Origin of the sequence: Streptomyces sp. NPDC006872 (assembly GCF_040635845.1) — a bacterium.
Taxonomy (GTDB): Bacteria; Actinomycetota; Actinomycetes; order Streptomycetales; family Streptomycetaceae; genus Streptomyces.
The window spans coordinates 364,920-380,132 of record NZ_JBEYIL010000011.1; the positions used below are offsets into that span (position 1 = coordinate 364,920).

General features: G+C 70.9%; 15 protein-coding genes and 1 tRNA gene. 3 read left to right on the top strand and 13 right to left on the bottom strand.

Annotation, left to right across the window (positions count from 1 at the left end; translation table 11 throughout):
* Positions 1 to 20: 20 nt before the first annotated feature.
* Positions 21 to 1,409: an MFS transporter gene (locus tag ABZ725_RS31500; protein ID WP_358805918.1), complete on the bottom strand. Its 1,389-nt coding sequence runs from the start codon at positions 1,407 to 1,409 to the stop codon at positions 21 to 23.
* A gap of 373 nt (positions 1,410 to 1,782) precedes the next feature.
* On the opposite strand from ABZ725_RS31500, the gene ABZ725_RS31505 reads away from it, so the two are divergent.
* Positions 1,783 to 2,556 carry a helix-turn-helix transcriptional regulator gene (locus ABZ725_RS31505; RefSeq protein ID WP_358805919.1) on the top strand — a complete coding sequence of 258 codons (774 nt, stop codon included), beginning with the start codon at positions 1,783 to 1,785 and terminating at the stop codon, positions 2,554 to 2,556.
* Positions 2,557 to 2,576: 20 nt separating this feature from the next.
* On the opposite strand, the gene ABZ725_RS31510 is transcribed toward ABZ725_RS31505, so the two are convergent.
* The 7 genes from ABZ725_RS31510 to ABZ725_RS31540 form a co-directional block, all read right to left on the bottom strand.
* Positions 2,577 to 2,649 (bottom strand) — tRNA-Ala (locus ABZ725_RS31510).
* A 118-nt stretch (positions 2,650 to 2,767) separates the two neighbouring features.
* Positions 2,768 to 3,442, bottom strand: coding sequence for a histidine phosphatase family protein (locus tag ABZ725_RS31515; protein WP_358805881.1), 675 nt, complete (start codon positions 3,440 to 3,442; stop codon positions 2,768 to 2,770).
* The gene (rsfS, locus tag ABZ725_RS31520; protein WP_358805882.1) at positions 3,439 to 3,885 is read right to left on the bottom strand and encodes a ribosome silencing factor; all 447 of its coding nucleotides are present in this window, start codon (positions 3,883 to 3,885) and stop codon (positions 3,439 to 3,441) included. The genes ABZ725_RS31515 and rsfS overlap by 4 nt, the downstream gene beginning before the upstream one ends.
* Positions 3,886 to 4,032: 147 nt before the next feature.
* The gene (locus ABZ725_RS31525) at positions 4,033 to 5,898 is read right to left on the bottom strand and encodes an LCP family protein (protein ID WP_358805883.1); all 1,866 of its coding nucleotides are present in this window, start codon (positions 5,896 to 5,898) and stop codon (positions 4,033 to 4,035) included.
* A gap of 16 nt (positions 5,899 to 5,914) precedes the next feature.
* Complete coding sequence (gene nadD, locus ABZ725_RS31530; protein WP_351915603.1) at positions 5,915 to 6,541, bottom strand: nicotinate-nucleotide adenylyltransferase; 627 nt, start codon at positions 6,539 to 6,541, stop codon at positions 5,915 to 5,917.
* A 114-nt stretch (positions 6,542 to 6,655) separates the two neighbouring features.
* Positions 6,656 to 6,820, bottom strand: a complete 165-nt coding sequence (locus ABZ725_RS31535) for a hypothetical protein (protein WP_351915602.1) — start codon at positions 6,818 to 6,820, stop codon at positions 6,656 to 6,658.
* 109 nt (positions 6,821 to 6,929) lie between these two features.
* The gene (locus ABZ725_RS31540; RefSeq protein WP_358805884.1) at positions 6,930 to 7,091 is read right to left on the bottom strand and encodes a hypothetical protein; all 162 of its coding nucleotides are present in this window, start codon (positions 7,089 to 7,091) and stop codon (positions 6,930 to 6,932) included.
* A 136-nt stretch (positions 7,092 to 7,227) separates the two neighbouring features.
* Between ABZ725_RS31540 and ABZ725_RS31545 the strand changes: the two genes are divergently transcribed.
* Positions 7,228 to 8,358: a M48 family metallopeptidase gene (locus ABZ725_RS31545; RefSeq protein WP_358805920.1), complete on the top strand. Its 1,131-nt coding sequence runs from the start codon at positions 7,228 to 7,230 to the stop codon at positions 8,356 to 8,358.
* 25 nt (positions 8,359 to 8,383) lie between these two features.
* Here the strand turns inward: ABZ725_RS31545 and ABZ725_RS31550 are convergent, their stop codons facing one another.
* The 5 genes from ABZ725_RS31550 to proB all read right to left on the bottom strand — a co-directional run bounded on the left by ABZ725_RS31550 (position 8,384) and on the right by proB (position 13,551).
* Positions 8,384 to 9,460 carry a hypothetical protein gene (locus ABZ725_RS31550; protein WP_351915598.1) on the bottom strand — a complete coding sequence of 359 codons (1,077 nt, stop codon included), beginning with the start codon at positions 9,458 to 9,460 and terminating at the stop codon, positions 8,384 to 8,386.
* Positions 9,461 to 9,583: 123 nt separating this feature from the next.
* Positions 9,584 to 10,168 (bottom strand): hypothetical protein, encoded by a 585-nt coding sequence (locus tag ABZ725_RS31555; RefSeq protein WP_351915596.1) that lies wholly within the window; start codon positions 10,166 to 10,168, stop codon positions 9,584 to 9,586.
* Positions 10,169 to 10,262: 94 nt separating this feature from the next.
* On the bottom strand, positions 10,263 to 11,549 hold the full coding sequence (locus ABZ725_RS31560) for a glutamate-5-semialdehyde dehydrogenase (protein WP_351915594.1): 1,287 nt from the start codon (positions 11,547 to 11,549) through the stop codon (positions 10,263 to 10,265).
* Between the two features lie 140 nt (positions 11,550 to 11,689).
* The gene (locus ABZ725_RS31565) at positions 11,690 to 12,286 is read right to left on the bottom strand and encodes a hypothetical protein (protein WP_358805885.1); all 597 of its coding nucleotides are present in this window, start codon (positions 12,284 to 12,286) and stop codon (positions 11,690 to 11,692) included.
* Positions 12,287 to 12,444: 158 nt separating this feature from the next.
* Positions 12,445 to 13,551, bottom strand: a complete 1,107-nt coding sequence (proB, locus tag ABZ725_RS31570) for a glutamate 5-kinase (RefSeq protein WP_351915648.1) — start codon at positions 13,549 to 13,551, stop codon at positions 12,445 to 12,447.
* A gap of 235 nt (positions 13,552 to 13,786) precedes the next feature.
* Between proB and ABZ725_RS31575 the strand changes: the two genes are divergently transcribed.
* The gene (locus ABZ725_RS31575; RefSeq protein WP_358805886.1) at positions 13,787 to 15,190 is read left to right on the top strand and encodes a polysaccharide pyruvyl transferase family protein; all 1,404 of its coding nucleotides are present in this window, start codon (positions 13,787 to 13,789) and stop codon (positions 15,188 to 15,190) included.
* Positions 15,191 to 15,213: the final 23 nt, after the last annotated feature.

Below are 15,213 nucleotides of genomic sequence, written 5' to 3' on the forward strand. Positions count from 1 at the left end.
CCACGGCCGGGCCAATACGGTCAGCGACGCCTTAGTACCAGTCCGGACACGGCACCCAAGGCGGCTGTCGTAGCGAGCGCGAACATGCATGTGAGAAGCGCTTCCGAAGAGGTATACGCCTCCGGGGCCCCAAGTGACTCAAGCCGGTTGAAGAACAGTGTGCCGAAGACCGCCACCCCGATCAGCTGCCCGAGCTGGGTGACCGTGGCGAGCAATCCGCTGGCGTCCGCCGCGTCCTCGGGCCGCACCGTCGCCAGCGCCCCGGTGAGCGTCGGGCTGAACGCGAGAGCGAGCCCGACGCCCACGCCGGCGTACGCCACGTACAGCCACGCGCCCCCGTGGCCGCCGCCGTCGAAGGCCAGCCCGACACCGGCCACGGACAGCGCGGTGAACGCGAACCCGGCCGGGATCAGGGACCGTTGCCAGGTCGCGGGCCACTTGCGCCAGGTCAGTCCGACCGTCCCGAAGACGACCGCGGTCGGCGCGAAGGTGAGGCCGGCGCGCAGTGCGCTGTAGCCGAGGCCGCCCTGGACGTGCAGGGTCAGCACGAACAGGAAGCCGCCGTTGACCGCCATCACGGCCATGACGCGCACGACCGCGAGCCCCATCCCGGGGTGACGCAACACACGGGGCGCGATCAGCGGGGAGCCGCCGCGACGGGCCAGCCGGGCCTCGTAGACGCAGAACAGGACGAACACCAGCGCGCCGACCGCCAGCGACAGCCAGGACCACCACGGCCAGCCCTCCTCCTGCCCGAGCACGAGCGGCACCGTGACCAGCGAGACAGCCGCGCCAAGAAGCACAAGCCCCGGCCAGTCCAACCCGCGCGCCCCTGCACGCGCCCCTGCCACCGCGTCCTGCCGTTCCACGCCCCCGCCACGCGGCAGGACGCGCCCGCCGACGGCCAGCAGGACGAGGCCCACCGGCACATTGACGAGGAACACCGGACGCCAGCCGGTGCCCAGCAGGTCGGCGCTGACCAGAACGCCGCCCACCACCTGCCCGGCCGCCGCGCCGACGGCGAGGACCGCCGCATAGGCGCCCAGCGCGCGCATCCGGGCGTCGCCGGTGAACGTGCGCTGGATCAGGCTGAGCACCTGCGGGATCATCACCGCCGACCCGGCGCCCTGCACCAGCCGGAACACGATCAACTCGGCGCTGCCCTGAGCCAGACCGCAGGCCAGCGAGGCGACCGTGAACAGGGCGAGCCCGACGAGGTAGGCCCGCCCGTGCCCGAACCGGTCGCCGAGACGCGCGCCGGTGATCAGCAGCACGGAGTACGTGATGGCGTAACCGGCGACGACCAGTTGGAGATCCGCGCCGGAGGCGTTCAGGTCGGAACCGATCGTGGGGGCCGCGACGTTCACGATGAAGACGTCGAGCAGTGCCATGAACTGGGCCGCGAGCAGCACCGCGAGCAGCTGCCGAGGCCGATTGTCAGTGCCAGGGTCTTTACTGGCAGCAGGAGTTGAAGCGGGTGGAACGGGCGCGGGGACCGGGCTCGTTCGGGGTGTCGTCGTCATGCCGACGAGCGTGCAGGGGATCCGGTACGGGTGCCGAGAGCCCGCTGATGCTGGTACTGACAGCACCTGGCAGGGGACGGGTGGGGGATCGACCATGGGGGACGTGACGATGGACACACGAGCCGGCGGGCAGAAAAGGGCAGGGGCCGAGGCGTCGGCGAGGAAGGAGCCCGGGCCGGGGGCGACGCATCGGCGCCGGCCCGAACTGGCGGCCTTCCTGCGCAGCAGGCGGGCCCGGGTGACACCGGGCGACGTCGGAATGGCGCCCGGGCTGCGGCGGCGCACTCCGGGGCTGCGGCGTGAGGAGGTCGCCCAGCTCTCGGGCGTGGGCGTCACCTGGTACACGTGGCTGGAGCAGGGCCGGCCGATCAACGCCTCCGCGCAGGTCCTGGACGCCGTGGCGCGCACGCTGCGCCTCGACCCACCGGAACGGGAGCATCTGTACCACCTGGCGGAGGTGCCCTGCACATCCGCGCCGGAAGCCCTGGCGCAGAGCGTGGGCCCGGAGATCCAGGACATCATCGACGCCCTGGCGCCCCGGCCGGCGGTGGTCTACAACTCGCGCTACGACATCCTCGCCGCCAACCCCGTCTACCACGACCTGTTCATCGCTCCGACGGCCGAGCTCGCCGCCCGGGTGCCGTCCAACGCCCTGTGGCGGCTGTTCACGGTGCGTGAGGAGGACAGCCCGCTGGTGTTCCGGGACAAGGAGCTGCCTGTGATGGTGGCGAACCTGCGGGCGTCGTACGGACTGCGTGCCGGCGAGCCCGTCTGGGAGGACTTCATACGCAGGCTGTCGGAGGCGAGCCCGCTGTTCGCGCGGCTGTGGGCGTCCGGTGACGTGGCGGAGCCCGGCAGCCGCGTGAAGGTCTTCCGGCACGCGGCGGTGGGCGAACTGAGGATGACGTCCACGTCGCTGTCGATCAACGGGATGCCGGAGTGCCGGATCGTCGTCTACACGCCGAACGACGAGGAGACGGAGCGGCGCGCGGCCCGGCTGCGAAAGGAGGCAACAAAAAATCCCGCCCCCTGAGGGACGGGATCTTCTTGAAGTGGAGCTAAGGAGAATTGAACTCCTGACCTCCTGCATGCCATGCAGGCGCTCTACCAACTGAGCTATAGCCCCTTGTGCCATGCGGCCGAAGCCGTATGGTGTTTCGCCCCGCTCGGCGGGGCGAACAAGAAGAACTTTAGCCTGCGACCTGCCGGAAAGTGAAATCCGGGTCCCGGCGGCCCCCCGGCGCTCAGTCGTCGTCGCCGAGCACCGGCTCGGGCAGGGTGCCGGCGTTGTGCTCGAGCAGCCGCCAGCCTCGAGCGCCCTCGCCGAGGACGGACCAGCAGCAGTTGGAGAGACCGCCCAGGCTCTCCCAGTTGTGGGCCTCCAGGCCGAGGAGACGGCCGATGGTGGTCCGGATGGTGCCGCCGTGGCTGACGACGACCAGCGTGCCGTCCTCGGGCAGCTTCTCGACGTGCCGCACCACGACGGGGGCGGCCCGGTCGGCCACCTCCGACTCCAGTTCGCCGCCGCCGCGGCGGACCGGCTCACCGCGCTTCCACGCGGTGTACTCGTCGCCGTGGCGGGCGATGATCTCGTCGTGCGTCAGCCCCTGCCAGACGCCCGCGTACGTCTCGCGCAGGGCCTCGTCGTGGGTCACCTCCAGGCCGGTGAGCACGGCGAGCTCGGCGGCCGTGTTCGCGGCCCGCGACAGGTCCGAGGCGACGATCGCGTCGGGCTGGAGGGAAGCGAGCAGCCGGGCGGCGCGGCGGGCCTGGGCCACGCCGGTCTCGGTCAGCTCGACGTCCGTCGTGCCTTGGAAGCGGCGCTCCACGTTCCAGGCGGTCTGGCCGTGCCTCCAGAGGATGACGCGACGGCCACGGCCCGGCTCGCGGGCGGCGGCGGTCTCCGCGGGGGTGGTCATCGCAGCTCCTCGTACCCGGCGGCGTCTTCCTCCTCGGCCTGCAGCTTGGCGTGCTCCTGGGCCTTGCCACGGGTGGCCTTGGCGTCGGCGGGCAGCTCCAGCTCGGGGCAGTCCTTCCACAGGCGTTCCAGGGCGTAGAAGACACGCTCCTCGCTGTGCTGGACGTGGACGACGATGTCGACGTAGTCGAGCAGGATCCAGCGGGCGTCGCGGTCGCCCTCTCGACGGACGGGCTTGGTGCCGAGCTCCTTCTGGAGGCGCTCCTCGATCTCGTCGACGATCGACTTGACCTGGCGGTCGTTGGGCGCGGAGGCCAGCAGGAAGGCGTCCGTGATCGACAGCACGTCGCTGACGTCGTAGGCGATGATGTCGTGCGCGAGCTTGTCGGCGGCCGCCTGTGCGGCGGCGGTGATGAGCTCGATGGAGCGGTCGGTGGCGGTCACTACGTGGCTTTCCCTAGGCGGACACTTGTCCTCAAGGGTCTCACGGACCGCCGACGGCACCCCACGTGATTGAGGGATCACCCGCGGGGGCCGCTTCCGACCGGCCCCCGCGAGTCCTCCCCACCCTGGTCACTCGGGTCACTCGGGTCACTCGGCCGAGGTGGGCTCGTAGTCCTCGCCCAGGACGACCGCCACGTCGGCGTTCGCGGAGACGGTGCCCTTCTTCACGACGCTGTCGTCCAGGCCCAGGGTCTTGGCGACCTCGGTGGCGTTCTCCTTCTCGGCGGCGTCGGCGTAGAGCACCTGCGAGGTGGCCTTCGTACTCGTCGGCGTGCCGGCCTCCAGGAAGGTGAAGCCGCCGTTGAGGAGCACCACGCGCGCGTCCTCGGTGTTGGCCTTGGTGCCGCTGGCGTTCTGGACGGAGACGCTGACGGCCGCGTCCTTGTCGGGGCTCTTCGCGGCGCCGCCGAGGACGTCCTTGACGACGCTCGCGCCGGCCTCGGCGCTGAGCGTGCCGTCGCTCTGGACGGGCAGCAGGGCGGTCTTGTAGTCGCCGCCCTTGGCGAGGTCGGCGAGCTTGGCGAGGAAGGTGCCGAGATCCTTGTCGGTCAGCGACGGGTCCAGGATCTGCGCCAGGGTCTGCACGGTGACGGTGGCGCCCTGCGCATCGGAGGACACCTTGCGCAGTACGCCCTGCATGACCTGGCCGAACCGCTCCAGCTGGGCGTTCTGGGCCTCGCCCGCGGCACGGTGGGTGGCGTAGGCGACGGCCATCTTGCCGCTGAGCGTCTGGTCCTGCCCCTTGTTGACGAGTGCGGCCGCGCCCTTCTTGGCGTCCGGGTCGGGCACGGCGGTGTCGGTGTCGACCTCGATGTTGCCGACGAGGTCGACGAGGTTCTGCAGGTACGGCGTGTCGAGCCGCCAGGTGCCCTCGATGTCGGTGCCGAGAACCGTGTCCAGCGAGTCGCGCGTCCCGGCGGAGCCGTCGTCGTCGACGGACTTGGCGAGGGTCGTCGTGGTGCCGTCGTCGTCCGTGAGGACGAGGGAGTTGGGCAGCAGGACCGTGGTGGCCTGCTTGGTCGTGGTGTTGTCCACGAGCAGCACCGTGGAGGTGCCTCCGGCGGCGGTGTCGTGCAGGTGGACGACGACCACGTCACGCTTCTGGGCGGCGGTGGCGGTCGTGGCGCCCGTGTCGGAGTCGGAGGACGAGGACGACAGGCCGGGCAGCTTCCCGGCGTACCAGAGGTAGCCCACTCCGCCGACCGCGACCAGCGCCAGGACCACGCCGAGGGCGACGATGCGGCTGCGGGCCCGGCGCTTGGCCTCCTCGCGGCGCTCGGTGCGGTTCTCGGTGAAGTTCAGCCAGTCGATGACGTCCTCGGAGTCGCCGTCGGGCTCCTCCACGAACGCGAACTGCTCGGTCTGGTACTCCCGTTGGGGCTGCCCGGAGGCGCCGGACGTGCTGCGCCCGTCAGCCGCCGCGTCACCGCCGTCGAGGCCCGCCCCGGAGTCGCCCCCGGACTCGGCCCCGGAGTCGGGCTCGACCGGACCGGCCTGCTGCGGGATGTAGGCGGTCTGCTCGGCGACGCGGGGCTGCTCGCCCCGGGGCTGCTGTCCGCCGACGGCGGTCTGCCCGTAGGGGTCGTACGGGGCCTGTGTCGCGGTGCCGTAGGGGTCGTAGCCGACGGAAGCCTGCGGGCCGGTGTCGTACGCGGGGGTGGACGGCTGCTGACCCGTGTCGTACGGGTCATAGCCGGGCGACTGCTGCCCGCCCGTGTCGTACGGGTCGTAGCCGTACCCCTGCTGACCCTGACCCTGCCGGCCCTGAGCCTGCCCCTGGTACGGCTGGTCCCGGTGCTGCTGCCCGCCCTGCTGCCCGTACGGGTCGTAGGGCTGCTGCGGCACCTGCTGGGGCGGGACCTGGACCTGCCGGTAGACGGGCTGCCCGTACTCGTCATAGCCGACGAGTTCGTACTGGTCGGCCCCGTACCCCGCGTCGTATCGGTCGTTCACCGGTGCCCCTCTCGGCTCACTCGCCGCGGTACAGCTCGCGCTTGTCGATGTAGCGCACGACTCCGTCGGGCACCAGGTACCAGACGGGGTCTCCCTTGGCGACTCTCGCACGACAGTCCGTCGAGGAGATGGCGAGAGCGGGGACCTCGACGAGCGAGACGCCGCCCTCGGGCAGACCGGGATCCGTGAGGTTGTGCCCGGGCCGGGTGACGCCGACGAAGTGCGAGAGGGAGAACAACTCCTCGCTGTCCCGCCAGGTCAGGATCTGACCCAGGGCGTCGGCGCCCGTGATGAAGAAGAGGTCGGTGTCGGGGTTGAGGGCCCGCAGATCGCGCAGGGTGTCCACGGTGTACGTGGGACCCCCGCGGTCGATGTCGATACGGCTGACCGAGAACTGGGGGTTCTCGGCGGTCGCGATGACCGTCATCAGGTAGCGGTCCTCGGCCGGGGAGACACTGCGGTGCGTCTTCTGCCACGGCTGACCGGTCGGGACGAACACGACCTCGTCCAGGTGGAACTGCGCGGCGACCTCACTGGCCGCCACGAGGTGTCCGTGGTGGATCGGATCGAACGTCCCGCCCATGACGCCGAGGCGGCGCTTGCCCGGGTTCCGTGGGCCGGTAGGCATGTCCTGCTCTCCCATGCGTGCAGACCCTACCGGCCGGGTCCAGGGGCCCCGGCCGGCGGTTGTCCGGAGCGTCCCGCTATGCCGGACTGGCCGTCGGTGAACACGTGATGTCTCAGCGGTCGTGATGACTCAGCGGTCGCGATTGAAGCGGGTGGTGATCCACAGCAGGAGCAGCAGGATGAGGAAGGCGCTGCCGCCGGTGACCAACGGGTCGAGGCTCTCGTGGTTGCCACCGTGCTCTTCGCCCTCGGCGGCAAGAGTGACCAACTGGGCGGCGGCGCTGTGAAGGCTCATCTTCGGCAGTACCTATTCGGTGAGGGCGGGATAAAGACGTCGGCCCATCGTAAGCGGGAGCCTCGGCGGCGATCACGCCGACTCCGCCATTGGGAACCTTCCCGTCGGCTCAGTCGTCTTTCCGCTTGTAGCCCCGCAACAGGAACCACGCGGTGAGGACACAGCCCAGGACCATCACGATCAGTACGACGCGGAGCAGATTCCCCGCCCCCTGCTGCTGGGCGGCGCCGGCGGCCTCGGTGATCCAGGCGACTGCGGGGTGGTGCTCCATGGCGCGGGACTCCTTCGGTGTAGTGCCCGTCCAAGGTAACTCCGCCTAGGCTGGGCTCTGCTTCGGGGGCGCAAAGGACCGCACAAGGTCCGTAAAGGGTCATGTAAAGGCCACAGAGACGCACATGGGGGAAGACATGTCCGACGACGGCCACGAGCAGGACGACACCGCTCACGAGAACGTGCCGAGCAGGCAGCGCAGGCGCTTCCCGGGAATCTCCTCCCGTGCGTACGAGCACCCTGCCGACCGCTCCGCCCTGGTGGCGCTGCGCAAGCTGAGCGGCTTCGACACGGTGTTCAAGGCGCTCAGCGCGCTGTTGCCCGAGCGCAGCCTCCGGCTGTTGTTCCTGTCCGACTCGGTGCGGGTCTCCGACCAGCAGTTCACGCACCTCAACGACATGCTGCGGGACGCCTGTCACATCCTGGACCTGAAGAAGGTCCCGCCGATGTACGTCAACCAGGACCCGCAGCCCAACGCGATGTGCATCGGCCTGGACGAGCCGATCATCGTGGTCACCACCGGGCTCGTCGAGCTGCTCGACGAGGAGGAGATGCGCGCGGTCGTCGGCCACGAGGTGGGCCATGCGCTGTCCGGGCACGCCGTGTACCGCACGATCCTGCTGTTCCTGACGAACCTGGCGATCCGGGTCGCCTGGATCCCCTTGGGCAATCTCGCGATCATGGCGATCGTGACGGCGCTGCGCGAGTGGTTCCGCAAGTCGGAGCTGTCCGCCGACCGTGCGGGTCTCCTCGTCGGCCAGGACCTGAAGGCCTCGATGCGCGGCCTGATGAAGATCGCCGGCGGCAACCACCTGCACGAGATGAACGTGGACGCGTTCCTGCAGCAGGCGGAGGAGTACGAGGCCGGAGGCGATCTGCGCGACTCGGTGCTGAAGATCCTCAACGTGCTGCCCCGTACCCATCCCTTCACCACCGTGCGCGCGGCCGAGCTGAAGAAGTGGGCCGAGTCCCGCGACCACCAGCGGATCATGGACGGGCACTACCCGCGGCGCGCCGAGGACAAGGACACCTCGGTCACGGACTCCTTCCGCGAGTCGGCCACCCACTACGCGACGAGCGTCAAGAGCTCCAAGGACCCGCTGATGAAGCTGGTCAGCGACATCGCGGGCGGTGCGGGCGACCTGGGCGGCCGGGTGCGACGCGGCTTCGGCGGCTTCACGGCTTCGGCTCCGCCTCAGGACGAGTCGCCGCGCAACGGCTCCGACCCGGACGGCCCGACGGACACGCCCTCGCCCGACAAGAGCTGACCGCTTCCCCTCAGGCCGCCGGGGCTCACACCTTCGGTTGGGCGCTCGTGGCCAGGGCTCCGCACAAGGACGCCGCGCCGTCGGTCGCGTAGGGGTCCGTGCCGGCCGGGCCGCCCGCTTTCGCGGTCTCGCCGGCGAGCAGGGGGCGCAGATGGTTCGTGGAGTCCTCGGCGCAGGAGAGCGGGCCCGCCTGGACGTAGGACACGATCAGCTGGACCTGGTGGGTGCGCAGGTCCTCGCGGTCGAAGCGGAAGTGCAGCTCGCGGCGGACGGTGAAGAGGGAGGCCGGGGCGTCGGCGGCGGCGCCGGTGGGCCGTAGGGCGTACACGAAGGTGTGGTCCGCGGTGACCTCGAGGGTCGAGGAGTCGGTCTCGGCGGCCTCCAGTGTGCCCTGGACGCGGATCTTGCTGTCGGCCAGCTGAGCCTGGGCGGGGTCGAAGCGGACCAGCCAGCCGGTCGGCGCGTGCCGCCCGTCGGCGGTCGGGTGGCTGAAGCTCTCGTCGAACTGGTCGAGCTGGTCGGCGTCGATCAGAGCGCGCACGGGCCGCACCTGCTGTCCGGTGAGCACCTCCGGGTAGAGGGAGGAGTGCACGATGTAGTCCTTGGCCGTGGTCAGGGCGGCGACGACCTGGCTGTCGGAGAAGTGCGCGGTGCGCCGGGAGGCGGGCAGCGGAATGCCGTCGGCGCCGATGCGGAACTGCGCGGCGGGGCTGCGGGCGAACAGCGACTCGGGGTCTGCGGCCCCGGGCACCACGCCCTGCGGGGAGAGCGGGATGACGGTCATCCGCAGGGGCTCGGCGGGCCGGCGCGCGGCCGGGCTCTGGTAGGGGTTGCGCAGGCCCATGTAGACGGCCGTGCCGAAGGCGACGGCGATCAGCACGACCAGGAGCAGCGCCTGCCGGGACAGGCCCCGGCCTCGGCGCAGGGGCGGACGGGTACGGACGGCGGGTGCGTGGTCGGCCATGCGCTCCTGCGCGGAGTACTCCTGGATGCGGGCAGCGCGGACGAACGATTCGTCGAAGACGACGGATCGGTACTCGTCCTCTCCACCTCCGGGAGTGCCCTCGGGTGTCCCCTCCGGTGGGTCTCCAGGCCCGGCCATACTTTCAGAGTAGGTCGCACGGAGCCCAGGTAAACGCCCTGCTGTACGACAAGTTCTGACAGGTTCTCACCAGCTCCGACCCCGCTCGCGGAGCCCTCGCACGCCCCTGCGCCGCACAGGCGTTCAGGGCGTGCGCGGGACCGCCGAGACGGGTGGCTGGGAATAGTCGGCGGAGGCCGACGGCGGCGGCACGGTCCCCTGTTCGAGGCCGGTCGTGGCGGGCGGCGGCACCTGGTCCCGGCTGCTCGAGGACGCGCCCCGGTAGACCGCGGCGAAGGCCAGCGCCACCATGCCGACCCCCATGATGAGGGCGAGGATCCAGGCCACCGGGCGATGCCAGCGGACCTGCTTGCCGTAGGTCCCGGGGGCGCCGTAGCGGCGTTCCCAGGCTTCGGGGAGGTCGCCGTCGTCCAGGTCGTCGAAGTCCGGATCATGGCCGAAATCGCCGGGTCCGTCGGGGCCGTAGGCGTCGTCGTAGCGGTCGCCTCTGGCGCGGGATCGGCGGGCTTCGGCCTCGGAGGCCTCGGCTCTCGCTTCCGCGGCGGCAAGGAGGCGTTCGACGGCGGTCGGCTCGTGCACCACGGCCGCCTGTACGAAGGCCTCGTCGAAGACCACGGAGGCGAACTCTTCGTCCGACACCCCGCGGTCGTGATCGTCGTCGGGCTCCCAGCCGTCAGGGAACGGCATACCCCCCACGTCCTCCGGCACGAATCCAGAGTAGACCTGGGGGGTCAATTTGGGCAGACGGTAGGGAAATTCATCCGCTGGATGAGACGCCTCTCACGGCGTCGCCGAGGGGGGCTCAGCGCCGTACGTGGCCGTCGCCCGTGACGATGTACTTGGTGCTGGTCAGCTCCGGGAGGCCCATCGGGCCCCTGGCGTGCAGCTTCTGGGTGGAGATGCCGATCTCCGCGCCGAAGCCGAACTGACCGCCGTCGGTGAAGCGGGTGGAGGCGTTCACGGCCACCGTGGTGGAGTCGACCAACTGGGTGAAGCGGCGGGCGGCCTGCTGGGAGGTGGTGACGATGGCCTCGGTGTGGCCGGAGGTCCACAGCCGGATGTGCTCGACGGCCTTGTCCAGCGAGTCGACCACGGCGGCGGCGATGTCGTAGGAGAGGTACTCGGTCTCCCAGTCCTCCGGGGTCGCCTCCACGACGGTCGCCCTGGAGTCCTTGGCGTACGCCAGCACGCGCTCGTCGGCGTGCACCGTCACCCCCGCCTCGGCGAGGGCGTCCAGGGCGCGGGGCAGGAACTCGGGGGCGATGTCCTGGTGGACGAGGAGGGTCTCGGCGGCGTTGCAGACGCTGACCCGGTGTGCCTTGGAGTTGATCAGGATGTCGATCGCCATGTCGAGATCGGCGTGGGCGTCGACGTAGACGTGGCAGTTGCCGGTGCCGGTCTCGATGACCGGCACGGTGGACTCGGTGACGACGGTCTGGATGAGGGAGGCGCCGCCGCGCGGGATGAGGACGTCGACCAGCCCTCGGGAGCGCATCAGCTCGCGCACGCTGTCGCGGCCCTCGCCGGGCACCAGCTGTACGGCGTCGGCGGGCAGCCCGGCCCCGCCGACCGCGTCGCGGATCACCCGGACGAGGGCGGTGTTCGACTCGTAGGCGGAGGACGAGCCGCGCAGCAGGACCGCGTTGCCGGACTTCAGGCAGAGGGCGGCGGCGTCCACGGTGACGTTCGGGCGGGCCTCGTAGATGATGCCGACGACGCCCAGCGGGACGCGGACCTGGCGCAGGTCGATGCCGTTGGGCAGGGTGGAGCCGCGGACGACCTCGCCGACCGGGTCGGGCAGCGCGACGACGTCCCGCACGTCCGAGGCGATGGCCCGGACCCGCTCCGGGGTGAGGGTCAGCCGGTCGATCACCGATTCGGCGGTGCCGGCCTCGCGGGCCTTGGCGATGTCCTTGGCGTTGGCCTCGACGATTTCGCTCGTACGGACCTCCAGCGCGTCCGCGATGGCGAGCAGCGCGTCGTCCTTGGCGGCCCGGGGCAGCGGCGCGAGGTCGGCGGCGGCCGCCTTGGCGCGGTAGGCGGCACGGGTGACCGGGGACATGGAGTCGTACGGGGAGAGCGTGGTCATAAGGGAAGGGTAGTGCGCCGCACCGGCCCCTTCACCGCTCGTTCCACACCCCGAGACCGGCACCTGAGACCGGCGGCCCGAGACGGGCGACTGAGACCGGCGGCTGAGACCGGCACCCGGCGACCGTCGCCCCGAGACCGTCAGTAGGGGTGAACCCCGACGGGGGTCGCCGGGGCCGGGCCGTAGCCCTCGGCGATGCGCTGGTGGTAGGTCTGGCGGTCGATGACCTCCAGGCCGACGATCTCCCAGGGCGGCAGCCCGGCCGTCTGGCGGTGCTCGCCCCACAGCCGCAGGGCGACGGCGGCCGCGTCATGCAGGTCGCGGGCCTCCTCCCAGTACCGGATCTCGGCATGGTCGCCCGCGTATCTGCTGGTCAGGAGGAAGGGGTGGTCGTGGGCGAGCTGTTCGAGAGCGCGCCGGACCTCGTTCAGCGGGGCCTCCTCGCCGGAGACGCTGAGGGTGACGTGCCACAGCCGGGCGACGTCCACCGGCCGGCCGCCCTTCGACTCGGCGACCTCCTGGGCCCGGTACCGCTCACCGGCCGCCACACTGGTCAGGGCGCGCTCCTCGCCCGGCGCACGCGACGCCGAGCCCGCGACGCGTGACGAAGCCGAACCGGCGGCCGCACGTGAGGACGACGTCGAACCGGCCGCACGCGACGACGTCGAGCCGCTGCCATCGGTACCCTCGTCGGTACTCCCACGGGCCGCTGCCACCCCAGGGCGCACTCGTCTCACGACGGCCTCCTTTACGCAGCGCTCGTGCGGAACGCGTCCCGCGGTGGCCCGCCGGACTCCCGCAGCCGGTGTCCCTGAGACAAAGTTGAGCAGGCCGCACGGCTCCGTGGGGCGGTTTCACGGAACGTCCCCCACCGGTACGGACCGTTCGAGCGTGTTTACGGGTGCAGGATCACCAGGTCGTCCCGGTGGACGACCTCGCGCTCGTACTCCGCGCCCAGTTCCCGCGCCAGTTCCCTGGTCGACCGGCCGATCAGCTGGGGAATCTCCTTGGCGTCGAAGTTGACGAGACCGCGGGCCACCGCGTGCCCCGAGGCGTCCCGCAGCTCGACGGGGTCGCCCGCGCTGAAGTCGCCCTCGACGGCCGCGATCCCGGCCGGCAGCAGCGACTTGCGCCGCTCGACGACCGCGCGCACCGCGCCGTCGTCCAGGGTCAGCGACCCCTGCGGGGTGGACGCGTGCTGCAGCCACAGCAGCCGGTCGGCGGAGCGCTTGCCGGTGGAGTGGAAGTACGTGCCGGTGTCCCCGCCGGCGAAGGCGTCGGCCGCGTGGACGGCGCTGGTGAGGACCACGGGGATGCCGGCGGCGGCGGCGATCCGGGCGGCCTCGACCTTGGTGACCATGCCGCCGGTGCCGACGCCCGCCTTGCCGGCGCTGCCGATCTCGACGTGTGCGAGATCCTGCGGCCCATGCACCTCGGCGATCCGCGAGGTGCCCGCCTTGCTGGGGTCGCCGTCGTAGACGCCGTCGATGTCCGACAGCAGGACGAGCAGGTCGGCGTGGACGAGATGGGCGACGAGCGCGGCGAGCCGGTCGTTGTCGCCGAACCGGATCTCGTCGGTGGCGACGGTGTCGTTCTCGTTGACGATCGGGAACGCGCCCATCGCGAGCAGCTTGTCGAGCGTGCGGGAGGCGTTGCGGTGGTGGGCGCGCCGGCTCATGTCGTCGCTGGTCAGCAGCACCTGGCCGACACGGACGCCGTAGCGGGCGAAGGAGGCGGTGTAGCGGGCCACCAGCAGGCCCTGGCCGACGCTGGCGGCGGCCTGCTGACGGGCGAGGTCCTTGGGGCGGCGGCGCAGGCCCAGCGGGGCGAGTCCTGCGGCGATGGCTCCGGAGGAGACCAGGACGATCTCCTTCTCTCCCCCGCTGCGGCTCTTGGCGAGGACGTCGACGAGCGCGTCGACCCGGTCCGCGTCGAGCCCGCCGGAGGCGGTGGTCAGCGACGAGGAGCCGACCTTGACGACGATCCTGCGGGCCTCGCCCACGGCCTGCCTTGCCCCTGCCACCTTGTTGTTCGCCCCTTGCGTAGGTCCGGCTGCCGGTTTGGCAATCTACGCGAACGGGGCGGAGGCCGCGCCGGGGTTTCACGTCGCGGACAGACCGGACCGCGTAGCCGTTCGCTCACGCTTTGCGTACGGCAAAGCGGTCGTATCGGTTCCCCATAGGATTTGAAGAGAACACAAATTTATTTTGAAGTTTGTGTCACCTACAGTTCGCCCTGTGAAGCGCATACTCCTCAGATCGGGGAAGAGCCCCTTCGACGTGGTCCCCGTCGAGGAAGCCCTCCACCGCGACGTGATCGCCACCAACGCCGGCAACCTGATCTTCAGCGACGCCGCGCACAAGATCCTCACCGCGCCGGGCACCGAGGTCTTCTCGAACGGCATGCGGACCGATGTGAAGGCCGCGTCCCAGATCAACGAGGAGTACGACGCCTTCGTCGTGCCTCTGGCCAACGCCTTCCGGCCGACCTTCGAGCCGGGGCTGCAGCGGCTGACCCGGCTCATCGGGAAGCTGAAGATCCCGGTCGTGGTGCTGGGCGTCGGCGCGCAGTTCGGCGTGACCTACAGCCCGGAGCGGCTGAAGCCCATGGAAGGCAGCGTGCGCGCGTTCTGCGCGGCGGTGCTGGAGCACAGCGCCTCCATAGGCGTGCGGGGCGAGTTCACCGAGCGCTACCTCAACGACCTGGGCTTCCGGGACGTCGAGGTCATCGGCTGCCCGTCGATGTTCCTGCACGGCGACCGGCTGCCCGTGGAGAAGAAGGCGGCGGCGCTGACCGCCAAGTCGCGGATCAGCGTCAACGGCTCGCACACGGCGGTGCGCGGCGGCGGTCTGCACAAGGTGATCGCCCGCGCCCACCAGCGCTATCCGAACCTGCTCTACATAGGCCAGAACCTCAGCGACGCCAAGCAGCTGTACTGGCGGGACGTGGACTCCGTGGGCGGCCGGGTGGTCGAGATGCCGACCCACCCCGACCACCCGATGTACCGGGAGGGCAAGGCGCGGGTCTACATCGACCCGGTCACCTGGATGGACGACCTGCGGGAGTTCGACTATTCGTTCGGTTCGCGCATCCACGGCAACATCGCGGCCCTGCTGGCCGGTACGCCCGCGACCGTGCTGGCCTTCGACTCGCGCACGCTGGAGCTGTGCCGCTACTTCGAGATACCGCACCGGCTGCTCAGCGAGGTGCCCGAGGACCTCGACCCGGCCGACCTCTACGAGGAGGCCGACTTCACCGCCCTCACGGGCAACCACAAGGAGCGCTTCGACCGGTTCGCCGCGTTCCTGGACAAGAACGGGCTGCAGAACACCTTCACCCACGGTGACGGCGGCGCGGCCTTCGAGAAGAAGCTCCGCTCGCTGTCCTTCCCGGCGGGCGTGCGCCCGTGGAACGAGACCGACGTCGCCTCGCTGACCAGCCGGTTCGGCTGGCTGCACCACCGCATACGCGAGCTCGACTCCCAGAACGCCCAGCTGAAGCGGGACCTGGCGAAGAGCCGGACCGGCGCGCGGGCGGCGGCCAAGGCCGCCTCGGTCATCCCCTCGCCCTCGATCTACCGCCGCGCCAAGCGCGCGGTGGGCGGCCCGCTCCGCCGCGCCCTGAAGCCGAACAAGTCCTGAGCCAGAACCAGTCCTGTGAACAG

Bases quoted from the DNA above. Each gene is read 5' to 3' on its own strand.
- ABZ725_RS31505 (WP_358805919.1), top strand. From the start codon at position 1,783: ATGGCGCCCGGGCTGCGGCGGCGCACTCCGGGGCTGCGGCGTGAGGAG.
- ABZ725_RS31515 (WP_358805881.1), bottom strand. From the start codon at position 3,442: ATGACCACCCCCGCGGAGACCGCCGCCGCCCGCGAGCCGGGCCGTGGC.
- nadD (WP_351915603.1), bottom strand. From the start codon at position 6,541: ATGGGAGAGCAGGACATGCCTACCGGCCCACGGAACCCGGGCAAGCGC.
- ABZ725_RS31535 (WP_351915602.1), bottom strand. From the start codon at position 6,820: ATGAGCCTTCACAGCGCCGCCGCCCAGTTGGTCACTCTTGCCGCCGAG.
- ABZ725_RS31540 (WP_358805884.1), bottom strand. From the start codon at position 7,091: ATGGAGCACCACCCCGCAGTCGCCTGGATCACCGAGGCCGCCGGCGCC.
- ABZ725_RS31545 (WP_358805920.1), top strand. From the start codon at position 7,228: ATGTCCGACGACGGCCACGAGCAGGACGACACCGCTCACGAGAACGTG.
- ABZ725_RS31550 (WP_351915598.1), bottom strand. From the start codon at position 9,460: ATGGCCGGGCCTGGAGACCCACCGGAGGGGACACCCGAGGGCACTCCC.
- ABZ725_RS31560 (WP_351915594.1), bottom strand. From the start codon at position 11,549: ATGACCACGCTCTCCCCGTACGACTCCATGTCCCCGGTCACCCGTGCC.